Genomic DNA, 16994 nt, shown 5'->3' with positions numbered 1-16994 from the left:
AACTCTCGCTCGCGAATGCCACAGCCCCGAGTGCAACAAGAAAACCAAACCGGATCCTAGTTGTCATGCCCGTGCTTGCTCCAATGCATCATGACGAAGGCCAGACAGCTTTACTGCAATCCGGGCCGTTCTCGGCTAAATTGGTCGCCGATGGTAACCGCCGTCTGAAGACACCGGCCGGCCCCGTCCCGCGTGAGCTGCTGCCGTCTGCGGGCACGGAACATTTATGATCCTTACGGTCATATCGACGAGTTGAAATCAAACACGCGGGACTTTCGATAAGCCATGAATCGAAACGGGCGGTATTGTCGCATCTCGATGTCTTCACTGCCGCTATTCCTTGGTTTTCAGCTGTGCCTCGTGGTCCGCAATCCTTTTCCGCCGGTGACCTTGGTCGGCTATCGAGCCCTTCGGACAAAAGCAAGTCGCGGGTTTTCAACACAGCTCAATCACAGCGTCTCGAGCAACGCCGCGCCGGGGTCGAGATCGAAGACGACCCGATTGGCATGCTCGATGTCGTCGACGGTGGCGTTCCAAGGATGCAGTTCAACGGCATCCATTTCGACGAGGCCTAACAAACCGTCTAGATCATCAACCCACACACGGACGCCTTCGCGCTTTACAACGCGGAGCTGATGCACGGATATTAGAATTTTGGGCAATTGCCCTTTGTGATAGAAGATCGCTCCGTGCGTGTGTCGCCGCACCAGCTTGAGCAGGCGGTGCTGCATAATCTCCTGAATCTATCTGTCGCCCATAAAAGGGACGAAGGCGGCACATCTGGCAGTGGACGAGCGACGAGTAGGTCCAACCTTGTTGCTCACGGCGCGTTCGAAGTGGCTTGCCCCACCTAGGCGTTTGCCTAGTTGCGCGTGTTGCAGTGTCAGGGCCGAATAGCAGCACCTAGTTAATTGGTTGCCGCCGAAATGACGGGCTCGACACGACATTTTCTGAAGTCACAGGCTGAGGACGCGAAGCATCCTTCCGCGCTCGGTATCGCCACACTGCTGTGCTCAATCCGGCCGAGCCTCGCGAAGTATTGTGGCGACGTCTGCTCGACTCTGATCGATGAATGCGTTTCAGAGCTTGACACCCGATTCGGCGTTTATGTCGAAGGAGCCCGTCGCTATGAGACCGATGTGAGCTTCGCGGCATTGGTGCGCCTTCTTCTCTATGTCCAGACTGAACTTAGAGATGAGCTCAAGGAAACGCGGTGTGCAACCCTAATACAGGACTGTATCGACCACCTGCTGAAGACGCACTTGCACTACTCCAGGCAGCCTAATGGAAGCTCGCCCCGCTCGGCCGGTATCGCCTGATGCCCCGTTGCGGCGGCTCACAAAAAGTTACTCGTGTTCCCATCAGATCGCGGTTGGAAGAATATTGCACGAGTGTCGAGCGGATCCACATTTCAGCGCTACTGAGCGCGGGCTATGGACGCCCCGTCGTCTTCTTGCATGGGAACTCGTCTTCGAAGCATGTCTGGGCAAACCAACTCGAACTGATTTGCAGTAATGGTCGACCCGTTCTAGCGCCTGATTTTCCCGGCCACGGTAAATCTGGAAACTCATCGACGCCAGCTAGCACATACAGCTTTCCGGGTTATGCCGCGGTAATCAGCGGTTTGTTGGATCAGCTTCGATGGGATTGCGTAGATCTTGTAGGATGGTCGTTGGGCGGCCATGTCGGGCTCGAACTGCTTGCCAGTGAGCCGCGCATCCATTCGCTCCTCATTGTAGGGACTCCGCCGGTGCGCCTGCGCCCACAGTCCTTGCACGAAGCCTTCTATGCCGATGATAATATGCAATTGGCCGGGAAGCCGGATTTCAGCGAAACGGACACCATACGATACGGCACCGCTCTGATGGGCGGCTGGAAGCATCTGGCTCCCACATTGCTGAACGACATACGGCGCACAGATGGCAATGCGCGACGCTGGATGTTTTCCAATTCGCTCCAAGGTATTGGCAGTGATCAGCGTCACACTGCCGAGAACGTGAGCAAGTCCTTATGCGTAGTCCACGGTGAAAAGGAGCCCTTCGTCCGGCTCGGCTATCTCCAATCTTTGAACTATCGGGCAATCTGGAAGGGCAAAGTCCAAGTCATATGCGATGCCGGTCACGCGCCGCACTGGGAATACCCTCGGGCCTTCAATCAAATTCTTCTGGATTTCCTTGGATACCGGATGCATCCGAAAAAAGCATCTGGTATCCAAGACCTGCGGTTGCAAAAGGCTGCATATCCAAGCGATAGTGGTTGAGTGCTGGCAGCCCCAAATGGGGGGAAGGCGGTGTTGCAATTCGAAGATTATGTGGAAGCAAGTCGGCGGGCAAATACACCTGCAGAGCTTGCTCAGCTTTATGCCGAGACAATCGGTGCCGAAGGCTACGAGAACTGCGTACTCACGTCGTTCAAGGGACGTAATGTTGAGAAAATCGCCTGGTTCAGGTTTCCAGATGGCTATGTCGATGCCTATCTGCATCATCGGTGGCAGCGGATTGATCCGGTGTTAGGCTGCTCGTTGCGTGCAACCCGACCGTTCTTTTGGAGCGATGTAACCGACCGAACGCCGCTGTCGAAAAAGCAGATAACGTTTTTGAACGAGTGCCATGACCTGAAAGTCCATACCGGCATAAGTTTTCCGTTCCATGGCCCGCATCAAAGTCTTGATCTGATAAGCATTAGCCGGCGAGTGCCGGAACCGCCAAACGCTGAGTTGGCCAGCCTTCTCCATGCCATCAGCTTGCAGACATGGGCCCGTTACCAGGAACTGACGCAGCAAACGCTGTTCGTCGATCCTGATAAGATTCTCACGCAGCGGGAACTTGAGATCTTGCGATGGTGTAAGGATGGCAAAACGAGGCCAGAGATCGGTGAAATCCTGTCCATTTCAACGAAGACTGTCGAATTCCATCTTCGTAACGTTATGAACAAACTCGGTGCCAATAACCAGATTTCCGCAGTCGTGATTGGCCTCCAACGTGGATTGATTGAACTTTGATCCACTAAACTAGGCGAGAGCCTAGTACGCTTCGCTAATCAGGTTGTGCTCCCTTCCGATGTGTCGATCACCGGAGCCAACCATGATTGAGGCCTTTTCACTAAAGACAGCCCATCTATTTGGAGACGCGCTCGCGTCACAGGCAAAACTCCGTCATCGCGCCTTTGTCGAACGGCGCGCGCTAATTCATTCGTCCTACGACGGCATGGAGTATGACGGATTTGACACGCCCGCAGCCGTCTATCTGGTGTGGCGGGACGCGGCGTTGGTCGTCCGCGGCCTTATCCGCGTGTCTCCAACTTCGATGCCGTACATGCTCAAAAGCTATTGGCCCTTCCTTTGCCAAAGCCGCGACCTGCCTCAGAGCTTTGATATATGGGAGATGACGCGCGTTTGCGTTGACCATGAATTCGAACCCGGACTCCGCAAGCGCATTATTCCCGAACTGCTCTGCGGGCTTCAGGAGTTTTGCCTTGGCAACGACGTTAAGGCGGTTGTCGGCGTTGCGCGGCGCCACCTTGTCGATCACTACCTGCGTGAGGGTGTGGATTGGTTAGGTGAAACAGCAGAAATAGAAGGTGAAGAAGAAGCCGCTTTCTGGATACAAACTCGGTATCTTCGGCCTAGTATCCACTGTGACGCCTGCAAGATCTTTGGATCAGTGCTTTCCTTGGAACCAGTCACACAGCAGGCGGCGGCCTAATGCCTGGAACGCAGCGGTCAGACAAGCCCGTACCGGTTGGAACTACCGCTAGACGCATGGCAGACGCAGTCGAATTTCTGACGCGGGTCGCCCTCGAAGCCGGCTTGTGCCGCGTAGCGGGCAAACTTGTGAACGTTCGAACAAACCTCATGAATATCGCAGCTGGCAAGCCTGAGGAAGACGATGCCGCTGAGGACACCACGATGAGAAATGATCAAAGCGAAAGGCGTCGAAATGATCGCCACTAATCTCCGCGAGAGCCAACTGGCCGAATTTGAAATGTACGAATCCAATGTTCGTTACTATTGCCGTGACATGCCTGCCGTGTTGGCCCGCGCTTCAAATGCACGCATCTGGGACGAGGAAGGGTATGAATATATCGACTTCTTCTCGGCCTGCGGCTCTCTCAACTACGGCCATAACCACCCGCTGATGAAGCGAAGGGTCATTGAGTATCTGATGACCGATGGCATGTTGAACTCTCTCGACCTGCACACGACCGCGAAACGGGATTTCCTGCGGACATTCCGCGAACATATTCTAGCGCCCCGTGGTCTGGTCTACCGGGTTCAGTTCACCGGTCCGACAGGCACCAACGCCGTCGAAGCCGCGCTCAAGCTTGCGCGTAAGGTAACCCGGCGGCGGACCGTCGTCGCGTTCACCAACGCCTTTCACGGGATGACGCTTGGCGCCTTGGCGGCGACTGCGCGCCAACGTAACGCAGGTATCGAGCAAAACGGCATCGTACGACTTCCTTTTGAAGGTTATTTCTGTGCAGATACGCGCGACCTTGATCGCTACGAAGCCATGGTCAACGATCCGTCCGGCGGTGCGGAGCCGCCCGCTGCGTTCATCGTGGAGACAATTCAAGGTGAAGGAGGTTTAAACTCCGCAAGCCCTGAATGGCTCCGTCACCTAGCTGGTGTCGCACACCGGCTTGGTGCGCTCTTGATTGTCGATGATGTGCAAGCCGGATGTGGCCGGACAGGGGACTTCTTCAGCTTCGAGCAATCGGGAATTGTTCCGGACTTGGTCTGCTTGGCAAAGTCCATCAGCGGCAACGGCCTTCCGATGGCCCTACTTTTGATCAAACCAGAGTGGGATCAATGGTCGCCGGGCGAGCACAACGGCACCTTTCGCGGCAACAACCTAGCATTCCTTGCCGCCAGCGTCGCCGCTCAACTTTGGAATGACCCGGATTTCATTGGATCGATCAACCAATCCGACTTGATCGTCAGAGCCTGGATTGACAACGCGGTACGTGAGTTTGGCGCAACGGCCAAGGGTCGCGGACTATTTTCAGGCGTATCCTTCTCTGATCGGTCACTGGCTCGCCAGGTTGCGGGTGAGGCGTTTCAAAGGAAGCTCCTGATTGAGACTTCTGGCTCTTACGGCGAAGTTCTCAAAGTCATGCCACCGCTCACAATCGAGCCGGAGTTGCTCAGTGAGGGATTGCGACGGCTCTCAGACGCGGTGGAAGTCAGCCTCAGCCGATCCCGTCTTCGGACCGCGGCTTGACGCCTCCTAGCGCGGCACCCGCTGCGATCTGCTCGACAAGGTCGACGATCGACCGCCGCATCCGGGAATCGGTGATTTCCGACATGGCCTGCACCACACGGAGGGCATGCGGATCGGCCAGCAAATCGAGACTCGATCGTGCGCTATCGGCTTTGGCATCGGCGCCTTCAAACAAGGTCGCGATCGAGACTTTTAATATTCCCGCTATCTTGTGGAGCCTTCCACTGCCGACCCGGTTCGTGCCCTTTTCGTATTTTTGAACCTGTTGGAATGTCAGACTTAGCGCATTGGCAAGAGTCTCCTGGGACATACCTTGTTTCATCCGCAGGATCCGGATGTTGCGGCCGACTAGCAGGTCTATTGGGTCAGGTTCTTTCCGAGGCATTGGCTATATTCCTCGCCGCGCCCGCGAAAAGAAAGCGAACACTGAAAGCGACAAAAGCGGGTTCGTACGACGACGCCCCTACAATAGCGAGTATGTGTCTTCAAATACAATCGTGGATAGAATGATGCCCACACTAAAGATTATTGGCGTTTACCCGAGCCGTCCATCCGGCAGCAGCTTGGCCCGGGGCGCTGGTGGCATTGTCCTGGATCTCTATCAGGGCGCCTTTATTGCGCTTCTAAAGATTTTCAACGAGGCCGATAGCAGTCGTCCGGACGCATGAAAGATCCGGAAATTCCATCGACAAAATTATTCCGCCCCTGCCGTTTCACATCCTTTGGCGGGAGGGTCGAATAGGGACCGCTCTTGGGTGGTGGGCGTCGATATTCTACTTCTGCTCGCTGGTGTAAATCCGAACTCTGACGCGATCCGCATCATGATTTCTGCTTGGCGATTTGCGATAGAAACATATGGCGATTGAATTGGATAACCGGAGGGTGACTTCACCATGGTTCCAAACTTCTGGATGTTTTCCGTGGCTTCGGCCCACAGAGAATAGGCTCCACAATAGGCGGCGAGGGCGGCGCGATCGAGCTGCGTCAGTATCCGCAATTTGTTGAGTTCGATCGATAGACGTTGCCATTCCCTCTGAGCGACCGGACCGAGTTCGGGAGGGCAATTCGGAATCTCTGCGTCCGGTTTGGGTTCGTTCATGTTGAATGGCCTCTTTCCCGGATTGCCGGTCAGCATTTTCAGGCGGGTGGGTTTGGGGCGACGGCCTCTCATGGCTGGGTCGACTTTGTATTTAGTTCGACAGGCTCGGTCTGCGTTGCACCGGGCGCAATGTCATAAGACTCGTGGACATCGCGCGAAGTGCTGCTGTCAGTCTGCTGTGCTGCCCGCATGTTGGCAATGTCCTCGAAGCTTTGGCCATCGCCTGCATGGGTTGCGACTCGTCCTACGAACGCCTGCCATCGGCGCACGACGACATCGACATAGCGCGGGTCGATCTCCATCGCATAGCAGACGCGGCCGGTCGTCTCGGCCGCGATCAACGTGGTTCCGCTGCCGAGGAACGGATCATAGACCGCCTGCCCGAATTCGGTGTTGTTGAGCATCGGCCGACGCATGCATTCGACTGGCTTTTGTGTGCCATGGACCGTTTCGGTGTCCTGGCCGCCACTGGAAATAGTCCAAAGGGTCGTCTGCTTGCGATCGCCGGTCCAGTTGCCTTTCGTGCGGACTGCATACCAGCAAGGCTCATGCTGCCAGTGATAATCCCCGCGGCCGATGACGAGCCGCTCCTTCGCCCAGATGATTTGGGCACGAATTTGAAAGCCCTGCTGTTCAAGGCTCTTGGCCACCGTGGAGGAATGCAGAGCGCCATGCCAAACATAGGCGATTGTGCCCGGGAAGAGGCGCCATGTCTCAGACCAATCAGCGCGTTCATCGTTTTGTACCTTCCCGATCCGCGACGATTTGTTGACGCCGCTACGATGGCGCCAGGTCGGATCGTATTTCACGCCGTAAGGCGGGTCGGTGACCATCAGGATCGGCTCCGCCGAGCCGAGGAGGGCGGCAACGGTTTCTACATCGGTGCTGTCGCCACAGGCGATGCGATGGTCGCCAAGACACCAGATGTCGTTCGGATGGGTAACAGCACTGTCGGACAGGGCCGGGATATCGTTTTCATCAGTCAGGCCTCCCTCGCCAAGCGGCGAAAGCGCAACTGCCAATTCCTTTTTGGTGAAGCCGAGGCCAGACAGATCGGCGCCGATAGCTGACAGATCCTGGAGTTCTAGCTGGAGCAGCTCGGCATCCCAGCCGGCGTTCATTGCTATTCGGTTGTCTGCAAGCATCAGCTGTCGTCGTTGGACTTCGGAAAGACCCGCAAGGACGATCACCGGGACCTCCGACAAACCGAGGAGCCGCGCAGCCGCCAACCGGCCATGGCCTGCAATCACATCCTTGTCGTCGCCGACGAGGATCGGATTGGAAAAGCCGAATGCACGAATTGAGCCCGCAATCTCTGCTACCTGCGCATCGCTATGAGTCCGGGCATTGCGCGGGGAGGGCACCAGCAAGTGGATCGGCCAATGCTCAAGTCGGAGCATGCTCAGCTGATCTTCCCCAACTGAAGTCGTGAACGTTTCCATTGATTGTCCTCGCGTGGTTAAGGGACCCCCCCCACCCTGAATTTCGCGACTATTTTTCAGGGCCGGGGAGGAAACGCCGAACGCAACACGCAACAAACGCCGCTACACAGCACGCTCACAAACCGGCTACGCGACGCTCCGGCTTCAAAAAAAAGTTCTCCGATACTTCCGAAAAAGTTTGTGTTGTGGGCCCACCGGTGTCGGATCGAAACCTTCCAGACTTTCGACCACCCCCCGGGCGGATGAAAATAAATCGGAAAATAATGCAGCCGTCGGCGCGATAAGATTGTCGTTCGCTGCAAGCGCCCATTGAAATGACTCTGCTTTTTCGGCTGGCCTGCTGCAGACACTGCTTGAAATGAGCAAAAGCCCTGCCGAAATTCTCGGCTGCGGAAAAAAATCCCTGAGTGGGAGGGGCGCAGGTCCGTAAGCAATCGAAGTCGTAGACTTTGATCCGCCCCCCGGGGATATCAGGGTCATCATGTATCTCCTGGCGTGCTGCTCTTGAGATGCGTGCGCGGGACTACTTCGCGCTCCACAAGCTTCTCCATGACGTACCAGAATCCGCTCCCTGGCTTGTCCATTTCGCTCTGAGTGGCTGCGTCGGAGAGTGATTGATCGATTGCGCCGACGATATCGCTGTAGATGGGATGCCCGGCGAAGCGCTTAAGAATGGCATTGTCCCAGCGCCTTTGTGCCGCATTCAGTGCCGCCTGTCGGGAGGACGCATTTTCCACGTGAACAGGGCGGCTAAGTGATTGAGGTCGCTGCCTAGTAATATTGCTCAACGAAGATGTTTGATCGTGTTCCCTGTTCGCCAAGCTCAAATTACAGGTTTTACGGGATATGTTGTTTGAACTACTTTGGGTGGCAGACGAGTCACCAGCAAGGTGACTCTCTCGTCCCTGGAAAGGTGACAGGTTCACACCGCGAATTCGCTCGCGGTGTTGTTGTTTCTGGTCTTTCCACTGAGCTTCGAGGGCTCTGAAGCGCGCCCAGTTCGGGACGTAGAAATTGCGGTGGAAATGGCCACCGTGCCGAATCCGACGAAAGAACCCAAGCTGCACGATCCGGTCGATCGCACGAATGACCGTGCGGCGGTGGATACCGAGCAGCTCAGCAATTGTTGTCAACGATGGGTCGCACTGACCAGTCTCACGATTGTAGTGATCAAGGATCGCGCAAATGACACGTTTGTCGGTGCCAGACAACGTCGGCGCCAGATTGATCGCTTTGAAAGCCAATGTCGTGTCGAGCCGTTGCGGTCGCATTCTGCCTTCCTTGCGAATCGCTCTCATCGGGAGCGCGCGGAAGAAGATTGCAAGTCAACGGCAATTTGGAAATTGTGAAGATGTTTCCGTGTGTTGGATTAGGGTGATGACGGCGGAATGGTGGGGTGTATTCTCTGCTTATCTGGAGCGAAGCAATGCACGCCGAAATCAGAAATGTCTGCAAATCGCCTAACATCTTTGACGAAGAGTATCTTGAATCGCTTGGCAGGCTTCACAGATGGCATCCTGAAATTGCCGTCGCCGCAGGCCTGGACCATTGCGCCGAGCGCATGATTGCTCCGCCCGCTTGGATTGTAAGGTGCGCGTCTGACGTAATGAACCAACTGTTGACGGGTTCAAAACCGGCACGCCGGGGGCGCTCTTGCACTCCCGTGGCTCGGTATCGCCAAGATCAAATCGACTATCTTCGTTGGGATGCGGTTGTGAGCGCGCGAGAGAACCAGCCAAGAATTCGCGAACGTGTTTCTGAAATGAGAGCTTACGCGTCCGAGTTCCCCGCCCGCTACATCGAGCTTGAAGAGAAGTTAGCGAACTGGATCGGACATGATTGGATCCGCGCTTATGAAGTTGCTTCGATGTATCTGCAGGGAAGTTACGCTCACGGAGGACCGGATGCAGTCAGAACAAGCTATCTCAAGGTGCAACGAAGTCGGAGCTGCATGAACCGCTACATCGCTGTACGAGAGCCCTTTCGCTACAAGATTGACATCCCGCATCCCCGTGACGAGCAGGGTATGAAATGCCGGCATTTATTTGAACTGACGATCTAACTCCTCTTTCGTCATCGTCGATGGCACGCGCGAATCGCGCTCGCCACAAGGAATGACGATGACACAGAAAGACGTTTCTCACCGAATCTGGGCAGTTGAGGCCGCCCGTTATTTGCGCGTAAGCCGCTCAACGCTTGCCAAATGGCGCATGAACGGGGAGGGGCCGCCCTACCATCGAATGGGTCCGCGTCTCGTCTATTACTATCAGAATGAAATCGATGCTTGGCTTGCCAATTGCGACGTACGCAAAGCAGCGGCGCCGAAAGCCTGAGGCTGGCCACGATGCATGTCCAACGCATCGAGGAGATTGGAGAAATTCTCGCGGCAGGGCTGATGCGTTTGTCTGCCCGGAAGTCCAGTGCAAAACCTACCGCTATTGGAGAAAGTTCGCTCGACTTCTTGCCCAACCAGAGCGGTCATCCGAACCCCGTGAACGGGAGAGAGACGGATGACTGACCCGGTGTTGGCGCAATTGGCCGCCCTGAAAACCGCCCCTATTGCCCAACTGAAGGCCCGGTGGCGCGAATTGTTCGACACCGAGCCGCCACCCTATAACCGGCGTTTTCTCGAACACCGGCTGGGCTACCGCATTCAGGAGTTGGCTTACGGCGGGCTGAAGTCTGAGACGGTCGAGCGGCTGGATGTCTTGGCTGATGAGCTGGACGGTAAGCTTTCCCGTCGCCGTCGGATCGAAAACCGGCCGATTTCCGGAACCCGTCTGATCCGGGAATGGAAGGGTGTAGAGCACCTCGTCACCGTGCGCGACGATGATTTCGACTATCAGGGCAGGCCCTACAAGTCGCTGTCGGCTGTTGCCCGGGCGATCACCGGCACCCGCTGGAATGGCCTTATCTTCTTCGGACTCAAGAATCAGAAGGGCGCAGCCTGATGGCGAAGAGGCCACCGGAACCCGCGCCTGCCAAACGCCGACTGCGCTGCGCGGCCTATACCCGCAAGTCGAGCGAAGAGGGGCTGGAGCAGGAATTCAATAGCCTCGATGCGCAGCGGGAGGCCTGTGAAGCCTATATCGCCAGTCAGCGCGCCGAAGGCTGGACCCTGGTGCCGGACTATTATGATGATGGCGGAGTGTCAGGCGGCACGTTGGAACGGCCGGCACTCAAACGGCTTTTGGCAGATATCGAAGCCGGACGCGTCGATGTTGTCGTGGTCTACAAGATCGACCGGCTCAGCCGCTCGCTGATGGACTTCGCCAGACTGGTCGAGGTGTTTGACCGGCACAGCGTCACCTTCGTCTCGGTGACCCAGTCCTTCAACACCACCACCTCCATGGGGCGACTGACGCTCAATGTCCTTTTGTCCTTTGCCCAATTCGAACGTGAGGTGATCGGTGAGCGCATCCGCGACAAGGTCGCCGCCTCTCGCAAGAAGGGGATCTGGATGGGAGGATGGACGCCGCTTGGCTATGACGTCAAAGACCGCAAGCTGATCGTCAATGAGGCCGAGGCGAGGCTCGTCCGCTCAATCTTCAAACGCTTCGCCAGTTTTAAATCCGGTACCTATCTTGTGCGCGAACTCGCCAAGGAAAACGCACGTAACAAGTACGGCAAGCTGATCGACAAGGGCTACCTCTACAAGCTTCTTAATAACCGCGTGTATATAGGTGACGCCGTCCACAAGGGCACGCCGCACCCCGGTGAGCATGAGGCGATCATCGATCGCAAGCTGTGGGATGCAGTTCATGAAGTCCTGCAGGAGAGCCCCAGAAAGCGGGCCGGCGCGAGCCGGGCCAGGACGCCTGCGCTCCTCAAGGGGGTGATCTTTGCTTCCAATGGTGCGGCTATGACGCCGACCCACACCCGGAAGAGAGGACGGCTCTATCGCTACTATATCTCGAACAAGGAGCTCAAAACCGGTGCCGAAGCATGCGCCATTGGCCGAGTCCCGGCAGCTGAGATCGAAGCTGCCGTAATCGATCAGATCCGCCGCTTGCTGCAAAGCCCCGAGATCCTTGTCGCCACATGGCGCGAGGTGAGAAAGACCAATCCAAAAATTGCCGAGCGCCAAGTGAGGGATGCGCTAGAAAACTTCGACCAACTCTGGGCCGAACTGTTTCCGGCGGAGCAGGCCCGTATCGTTCAGCTTCTAGTCGGACGTGTCGTCGTCCATGAGCACGGCGCCGATGTTGTTCTGAAGGTGGGGGACTGACTGGCCTGCTCGCTGAGTTGCAGCCCTCCGCAAGCCGAAGTGAGGCGGCATGAGCAGAGCCAGAAATCAACCCGACCCGCGACATGGCCTGCCCAAGACCATTACCGTTACGGTACCGATGCGGTTCGAGCGACGGGGAGGGCGGAAAACGGTCATCAGTCCGGTGCCTTATGTGGCGCCGCTCCCGAAATATGACAATGCTCTCGTCAAGGCTATTGCTCGCGCACATCGTTGGCGGCGGACGATTGAGAGTGGCGAGTATCCGTCAATCACAGAACTGGCGAAGGCCGAGAAAGTCAACCAATCCTATGCCTGCCGGATACTGCGGCTAACTCTGTTGGCTCCGACTATTGTGGAGATGATCCTAAACGGACGACAGCCCCGGGAACTCCAGTTATCTCAGCTCTTGCAGCCACTCCCGCCCGATTGGCGCTCCCAAGCGCAGAAACTTGGTTTGGATTATCCCTTCGAAGCACAGCTGTGATAGCTTCTGGTTCGGGGAGAATAGTCAATGCAAGAGCCGCTTATCGCCTGTCCGAACTGCCACACTGAAATCAAGCTCACCGAATCCCTTGCTGCGCCGCTCATCGAAGCGACCAGACAGCAATACCAGAAAAGGATCGCAGAAAAGGAGACCGAGGTTTCACGGCGCGAGGCGCAGATCCGTGCCAGCCTTGATGAAATTGAGAAGGCAAAAGGCGCGATTGATGATCAGGTGGCCGCCAAGCTGAAAACGGAGTGCGATAAGATTGCTGCCGATGAGGCCAAGAAGGCCCGATTTGCATTGGGGACAGAGCTCAATCAGAAGACCCAAGAACTGGTTGAACTGCAGAATATTCTCCAGGACCGCAATCTGAAATTGGCGGAAGCTCAGAAGGCGCAAGCCGAACTCATCCGTAAACAGCGGGCGCTTGATGACGAGAAGCGTGAACTCGATCTGACCGTCGAAAAGAAAGTGCAACAATCACTGTCCGCTGTCAGGGAGAAAGCGAAGCTCGAAGCAGAAGATGCCTTGAAACTCAAGGTGACCGAAAAGGAAGAGCAAATAGCCTCGATGCAGCGGCAGATCGAGGAGTTGAAGCGCAAGGCCGAGCAGGGGTCCCAGCAAGCCCAGGGTGAATCACTGGAGATTGAACTCGAGGGGCTCCTTCGCAGCAAATTCCCACTCGACGCCGTTCAACCGGTTCCAAAAGGTGAATTTGGAGGCGATGTCCTCCACAAAGTTATGGGTTCCTTAGGTCGGCATTGCGGAACGATCCTTTGGGAATTCAAACGAACGAAGAATTGGTCCGACAGTTGGCTACCGAAATTGCGGGACGATCAGCGAACTGCCAAAGCCGACATCGCGATCATCGTCTCCAGTGCGCTACCCAAGGGCGTTCATAATTTTGATCACTCCGATGGAGTCTGGGTCACGGATGCTCGGTGAGCAGTTCCTCTTGCGATCGCGTTGCGGCACACGCTGGTCGAAATCGCATCGGCTCGTAACACAGCTGAAGGTCAACAAACGAAGATGGAATTGGTCTACCAGTATCTGACCGGACCGCGCTTTAAGCACCGGATTGAAGCAATCGTAGAAAAATTCGGCGACATGCAAGCTGATCTCGATCGAGAACGTAAGGCAATGACCCGTCTCTGGGGGAAACGAGAAGAACAGATCAGAGGGGCCGTAGAATCCATGGCCGGAATGTATGGCGATCTGCAGGGAATTGCGGGCCGCACTATGCAGGAAATTAGTGGCCTGGATTTCATGATGATTGAGGCCGATAAAACCGGGTGAATACCGGATCGCAAATTGAACGGGCGGTCCGTCCCTTCTCAAGAGCCAAAATGAGATAGCTGCGGGATCATGAGATTCCTCACACGCTTACTTCAGCGCCTGCTGATCGGGGCGGTTGGTCTCGTCAGCGTGTGGCTAATTGTGTTTGTGGTGTTCGAAGCTGCGGATCGCAGGCTACCGTGGTTTCTCGCACTGGCAGTTACCTATGCGGCCGCCGCCTACATTATCCTTCCACGGGCGCTTCGCATGGGCCTCAAAATCCTCCAGCGAAAAAGTGTGCCTAGTTTCACGATCACGGGTGATGGGCTGCCCGGCGACCCTGTGAACATCGCGCTCGTTGGCACGATTCAACAGCTCCGGGCTGCGTTTGCGACACTTGGTTGGGACGAGGCCGATAGTCTGGGCCTGAGAAGTTCGTGGCACATGATCCGGGCGTTCGTGTTTAAATCACCCTATCCAACCGCACCATTCAGCACTCTCTATCTTTTCGGCCGGGGCCAAGACATTGGTTTCCAGAAGGCAATTGATAACAGCCCGCGAAAGCGCCACCACATAAGGTTCTGGGCTTTAAGCCTTGCGCGTGCGGAGGAGACGATTGGGTCGGTAGGCTTTTGGCTAAACACCGACCGTCCATCGGGTGAGGAGCGCGTTGTATGGGTGGGGGCGGGTACGAAAGATACGGGTCTTTCGCTCACTCAGCTCACATTCCAAGTTACCCATGCCACAGATTCGGATACCAACGCTGAGCGGGATTATATCATCGCTGAACTGAGCAGGTATCGTGTCATCGAAGAAGTGACTGCGTACCGATCCGGTGAGGTCCTTCCCACGGAACGGGTCAACCACTACGTGACTGACGGCGAGATCACGTTTGCAAATTTAGTGGTAGTCGAACCTTGATCCAGCCCGCTCGTAATCTCCACTAGACAACGTCTAGAGGTTGTTACGAGTGTCCGCTTGGTGCCATGAGCAGACATGTCTGCGCTGAGTTCGTCGTGAACAAATATGAAGCCTCCGGGCTTACCGCGTCACAATCACCGTGGTTCCAAAATCTGACACGGCCATAGAGATCGAGCACGTTTGCGTTCAGCATTCGAATGCAGCCATAGGACACAGCGCCGCCGATCGATCATGGATCGTTCGTGCCGTGGATGGTGCGTTCGTCGCCAGCCAAAAACAATACCGCCGCACCCACCGGCTTGTTCGGCGCGCGAGCGGGGACCACCGATGGCAAGTTCGGTTTATCGCGCCTTACTACGGCCGGTGGCCACGCAGGCCGCAACACCTTGCCGTTGATGAAGGTGGTACCGCTCCACTGCAAGCCGGCCCGGCCGACGCCAACTGGATAGCGCATGGCCCTACCCCCGCCGAGCACATAATATAGCGATCGCTCATTGGTGCGCGGGCTTCCTAGACGGCGCAGCCTTGTGCTTATGCCAGCCGCGCCTCATGTCCGGTTCGTGCTACAAACGAAATTGCGCGGCGGCAAGCGTGACATTGGTTCACGCCGCTCGTCGACAGCGTGGAACTTACCGCCGGCATGCTGCCCAAAGGGCGCTTGTCGGCTTATCCAATCCGACTTAGAGTTATAATTGTCGTACCGTAGGAGGAGGCGCTCCATGCACTGGACTACTCCAACGCTCGTCGAAATCTGCATCGGACTCGAGATCAACGGATACCTCCCGCCGGAATTCTGATCCTTTCGGACAGACTTCGGCACGGCTCAGGGAGAGCCCGTTCGATACGCTCGCGGACAATTTCCGCGAGCGCACGATGCGCATGTTCACAGAAAGCTCACGTTTGCATCCGTCAGGATGCGACCCCGATTTCACGACGATACTCAGATGCGCCGGAATGATCGATGGGTCGTGGGCTTTTCGGGGAGTGAGACGTACCAAAAAAACGGAGGAGACATCGATGACTCGACGCATCCGCTTTGTGTTGCCGTCTGCATTACTGGCTTCATTCGTCCTGTCCGGGTCGGCGGTGGCCCAAAGCGCCGGCGGCGTTCCCGTCCTCAGCAGCACCGCCGTGATGGCCGGACGTGACTTGACGTGGGATATGGCGTTTCTCCCGGACGGCACGATGTTCTTCACCGAGAAGTGCGGCGGACTATCGGTCCGGCTCCCGGACGGCAAGGTTAACGCTTTGCTCGGCGTCAAGGACTCCAAGGGCTTCCCGGAAACCGCAGCCGACCTTTTCTGCAGCGGTCAGGCCGGTATGAACGGCGTGGCTATCGACCCCGACTTCGCCGCCAACCGCTACATCTACGTGTACTCGGCGTCGAGCATGACCGCGCCAGGAACCAACCGCGTGCTGCGGCTGACGGTCAGTCCCGATCTGACCAAGGTCTCGAACCGGCAGGATATCGTCACCGACATCGCCTACAAGCCGGCGCCCAGCAACCATCCCTTCGGCGATGCTGGCGCGCATAACGGCGGGCGCCTTCGCTTCGGTCCTGCGGACGGCTTCCTGTATGTGACGACGGGCGACACCCATAACGGCGAAGTGCCGCAAAGCCCGACCCGCATGGGTGGCAAGGTGCTCCGCATCGACCGGGACGGCAAGGCTGCGCCCGGCAACAATCCACCACAGGGCTTTGATGCGCGCGTCTTCACCTACGGGCATCGCAACCCGCAAGGCATCTGTTTCCGCCCTGGCACCAATCAGCCCTACACGGCGGAGAATGGCCCCTGGCATAGCGACGAGGTGACGGCGCTCACCGCCGGCGGCAACGGCGGGTGGGATCCGCGCCCGAACGTCGGCGGGCGAAGCGACTGCCCCGATAACTATTGCGGATACTCGCCGAACCAGATGGGCGCGATGGACCCGAAAGAGCGATCGGTGTTCATGCCGATGACCGACACTAAGACCTATCCCGACGCGATGAAGCCGGCCTGGAACAACGACCAGCTTTCGCAGGGCATGTCTTCATGCGCGTTCCTGAACGGCGCACAATGGAAGGACTGGAACGGCCGGATGGTCGTGACCTTCATGGGCATCGGCATCCACGGAACGCCGGTCGGTAACCGCCTCGACGTGCTCGACATCACTCCCGACGGCTCGTCCGCCACGCGCACGACGGTGTCTTTGCCGATGCCGGCCGGACGCTTCCGCTCCGTCGTGCAGGGACCGGACGGCAACATGTACGTTGCGACCGACCAGGGCGACATCTACCTGCTCAAGCCAAACTGACCGCGATCGACAGAGCCGCGCCAGCCAC

At 56.8% G+C, this 16994-nt stretch carries 15 protein-coding genes and 3 pseudogenes; 12 read left to right on the top strand and 6 right to left on the bottom strand.

Features of this window, described 5'->3' with window-relative positions; translation table 11 throughout:
• Positions 1 to 368: 368 nt before the first annotated feature.
• Positions 369 to 722 (bottom strand): annotated as a pseudogene (gene ligD / locus CAK95_RS03695) (non-homologous end-joining DNA ligase LigD); the annotation flags it as partial.
• Between the two features lie 596 nt (positions 723 to 1318).
• Here ligD and CAK95_RS03685 point away from each other — a divergent pair.
• The 4 genes from CAK95_RS03685 to CAK95_RS03670 all read left to right on the top strand — a co-directional run bounded on the left by CAK95_RS03685 (position 1319) and on the right by CAK95_RS03670 (position 5222).
• On the top strand, positions 1319 to 2260 hold the full coding sequence (locus CAK95_RS03685) for an alpha/beta fold hydrolase (RefSeq protein WP_086086675.1): 942 nt from the start codon (positions 1319 to 1321) through the stop codon (positions 2258 to 2260).
• Complete coding sequence (locus CAK95_RS03680) at positions 2261 to 3001, top strand: helix-turn-helix transcriptional regulator (protein WP_086086673.1); 741 nt, start codon at positions 2261 to 2263, stop codon at positions 2999 to 3001.
• A gap of 82 nt (positions 3002 to 3083) precedes the next feature.
• On the top strand, positions 3084 to 3704 hold the full coding sequence (locus tag CAK95_RS03675) for an acyl-homoserine-lactone synthase (RefSeq protein WP_157699528.1): 621 nt from the start codon (positions 3084 to 3086) through the stop codon (positions 3702 to 3704).
• A 210-nt stretch (positions 3705 to 3914) separates the two neighbouring features.
• Positions 3915 to 5222, top strand: a complete 1308-nt coding sequence (locus CAK95_RS03670; RefSeq protein WP_245303613.1) for an aspartate aminotransferase family protein — start codon at positions 3915 to 3917, stop codon at positions 5220 to 5222.
• Here CAK95_RS03670 and CAK95_RS03665 read toward each other — a convergent pair.
• The 4 genes from CAK95_RS03665 to CAK95_RS03650 all read right to left on the bottom strand — a co-directional run bounded on the left by CAK95_RS03665 (position 5191) and on the right by CAK95_RS03650 (position 9034).
• Positions 5191 to 5607 carry a helix-turn-helix domain-containing protein gene (locus CAK95_RS03665; protein WP_086086669.1) on the bottom strand — a complete coding sequence of 139 codons (417 nt, stop codon included), beginning with the start codon at positions 5605 to 5607 and terminating at the stop codon, positions 5191 to 5193. The genes CAK95_RS03670 and CAK95_RS03665 overlap by 32 nt on opposite strands.
• Positions 5608 to 5916: 309 nt before the next feature.
• Positions 5917 to 6393: a phage terminase small subunit P27 family gene (locus tag CAK95_RS03660; protein WP_086086667.1), complete on the bottom strand. Its 477-nt coding sequence runs from the start codon at positions 6391 to 6393 to the stop codon at positions 5917 to 5919.
• The gene (locus tag CAK95_RS03655; RefSeq protein WP_086086666.1) at positions 6390 to 7763 is read right to left on the bottom strand and encodes a site-specific DNA-methyltransferase; all 1374 of its coding nucleotides are present in this window, start codon (positions 7761 to 7763) and stop codon (positions 6390 to 6392) included. The genes CAK95_RS03660 and CAK95_RS03655 overlap by 4 nt, the downstream gene beginning before the upstream one ends.
• A gap of 479 nt (positions 7764 to 8242) precedes the next feature.
• On the bottom strand, positions 8243 to 9034 hold the full coding sequence (locus CAK95_RS03650) for a helix-turn-helix domain-containing protein (RefSeq protein ID WP_157699527.1): 792 nt from the start codon (positions 9032 to 9034) through the stop codon (positions 8243 to 8245).
• A gap of 155 nt (positions 9035 to 9189) precedes the next feature.
• Between CAK95_RS03650 and CAK95_RS03645 the strand changes: the two genes are divergently transcribed.
• The 6 genes and pseudogenes from CAK95_RS03645 (at position 9190) to CAK95_RS03615 (ending at position 14671) form a co-directional block, all read left to right on the top strand.
• Positions 9190 to 9825, top strand: coding sequence for a hypothetical protein (locus CAK95_RS03645; RefSeq protein ID WP_086086664.1), 636 nt, complete (start codon positions 9190 to 9192; stop codon positions 9823 to 9825).
• A gap of 52 nt (positions 9826 to 9877) precedes the next feature.
• Complete coding sequence (locus CAK95_RS30405; protein ID WP_425349667.1) at positions 9878 to 10096, top strand: helix-turn-helix transcriptional regulator; 219 nt, start codon at positions 9878 to 9880, stop codon at positions 10094 to 10096.
• A gap of 177 nt (positions 10097 to 10273) precedes the next feature.
• Entirely contained in the window at positions 10274 to 10714 is a 441-nt protein-coding gene (locus CAK95_RS03635; protein ID WP_086086663.1) for a DUF2924 domain-containing protein, read from the top strand.
• On the top strand, positions 10714 to 11991 hold the full coding sequence (locus CAK95_RS03630; protein WP_086086662.1) for a recombinase family protein: 1278 nt from the start codon (positions 10714 to 10716) through the stop codon (positions 11989 to 11991). The genes CAK95_RS03635 and CAK95_RS03630 overlap by 1 nt, the downstream gene beginning before the upstream one ends.
• A 511-nt stretch (positions 11992 to 12502) precedes the next feature.
• Positions 12503 to 13771, top strand: a pseudogene (locus CAK95_RS03620) (DUF2130 domain-containing protein).
• Positions 13772 to 13840: 69 nt separating this feature from the next.
• Positions 13841 to 14671 carry an LssY C-terminal domain-containing protein gene (locus CAK95_RS03615; protein WP_086086660.1) on the top strand — a complete coding sequence of 277 codons (831 nt, stop codon included), beginning with the start codon at positions 13841 to 13843 and terminating at the stop codon, positions 14669 to 14671.
• A 120-nt stretch (positions 14672 to 14791) separates the two neighbouring features.
• Here the strand turns inward: CAK95_RS03615 and CAK95_RS29825 are convergent.
• Positions 14792 to 15173 (bottom strand): annotated as a pseudogene (locus CAK95_RS29825) (L,D-transpeptidase); the annotation flags it as partial.
• A gap of 217 nt (positions 15174 to 15390) precedes the next feature.
• On the opposite strand from CAK95_RS29825, the gene pqqA reads away from it, so the two are divergent.
• Positions 15391 to 15468: a pyrroloquinoline quinone precursor peptide PqqA gene (gene pqqA, locus CAK95_RS30400; protein ID WP_425349694.1), complete on the top strand. Its 78-nt coding sequence runs from the start codon at positions 15391 to 15393 to the stop codon at positions 15466 to 15468.
• A 220-nt stretch (positions 15469 to 15688) separates the two neighbouring features.
• Positions 15689 to 16966: a PQQ-dependent sugar dehydrogenase gene (locus tag CAK95_RS03600; protein WP_183044373.1), complete on the top strand. Its 1278-nt coding sequence runs from the start codon at positions 15689 to 15691 to the stop codon at positions 16964 to 16966.
• Positions 16967 to 16994 lie beyond the last annotated feature (28 nt).

This window comes from Pseudorhodoplanes sinuspersici (assembly GCF_002119765.1).
Classification (GTDB): Bacteria; Pseudomonadota; Alphaproteobacteria; order Rhizobiales; family Xanthobacteraceae; genus Pseudorhodoplanes; species Pseudorhodoplanes sinuspersici.
The sequence above is the reverse complement of the archived record's forward strand: the minus strand, read 5'-3'. Positions and strand labels throughout refer to the sequence as shown.

Bases quoted from the DNA above. Each gene is read 5' to 3' on its own strand.
- CAK95_RS03685 (WP_086086675.1), top strand. From the start codon at position 1,319: ATGCCCCGTTGCGGCGGCTCACAAAAAGTTACTCGTGTTCCCATCAGA.
- CAK95_RS03675 (WP_157699528.1), top strand. From the start codon at position 3,084: ATGATTGAGGCCTTTTCACTAAAGACAGCCCATCTATTTGGAGACGCG.
- CAK95_RS03670 (WP_245303613.1), top strand. From the start codon at position 3,915: ATGATCAAAGCGAAAGGCGTCGAAATGATCGCCACTAATCTCCGCGAG.
- CAK95_RS03665 (WP_086086669.1), bottom strand. From the start codon at position 5,607: ATGCCTCGGAAAGAACCTGACCCAATAGACCTGCTAGTCGGCCGCAAC.
- CAK95_RS03660 (WP_086086667.1), bottom strand. From the start codon at position 6,393: ATGAGAGGCCGTCGCCCCAAACCCACCCGCCTGAAAATGCTGACCGGC.
- CAK95_RS03655 (WP_086086666.1), bottom strand. From the start codon at position 7,763: ATGGAAACGTTCACGACTTCAGTTGGGGAAGATCAGCTGAGCATGCTC.
- CAK95_RS03650 (WP_157699527.1), bottom strand. From the start codon at position 9,034: ATGCGACCGCAACGGCTCGACACGACATTGGCTTTCAAAGCGATCAAT.
- CAK95_RS03645 (WP_086086664.1), top strand. From the start codon at position 9,190: ATGCACGCCGAAATCAGAAATGTCTGCAAATCGCCTAACATCTTTGAC.
- CAK95_RS30405 (WP_425349667.1), top strand. From the start codon at position 9,878: ATGACGATGACACAGAAAGACGTTTCTCACCGAATCTGGGCAGTTGAG.
- CAK95_RS03635 (WP_086086663.1), top strand. From the start codon at position 10,274: ATGACTGACCCGGTGTTGGCGCAATTGGCCGCCCTGAAAACCGCCCCT.
- CAK95_RS03630 (WP_086086662.1), top strand. From the start codon at position 10,714: ATGGCGAAGAGGCCACCGGAACCCGCGCCTGCCAAACGCCGACTGCGC.
- CAK95_RS03615 (WP_086086660.1), top strand. From the start codon at position 13,841: ATGAGATTCCTCACACGCTTACTTCAGCGCCTGCTGATCGGGGCGGTT.
- pqqA (WP_425349694.1), top strand. From the start codon at position 15,391: ATGCACTGGACTACTCCAACGCTCGTCGAAATCTGCATCGGACTCGAG.
- CAK95_RS03600 (WP_183044373.1), top strand. From the start codon at position 15,689: ATGACTCGACGCATCCGCTTTGTGTTGCCGTCTGCATTACTGGCTTCA.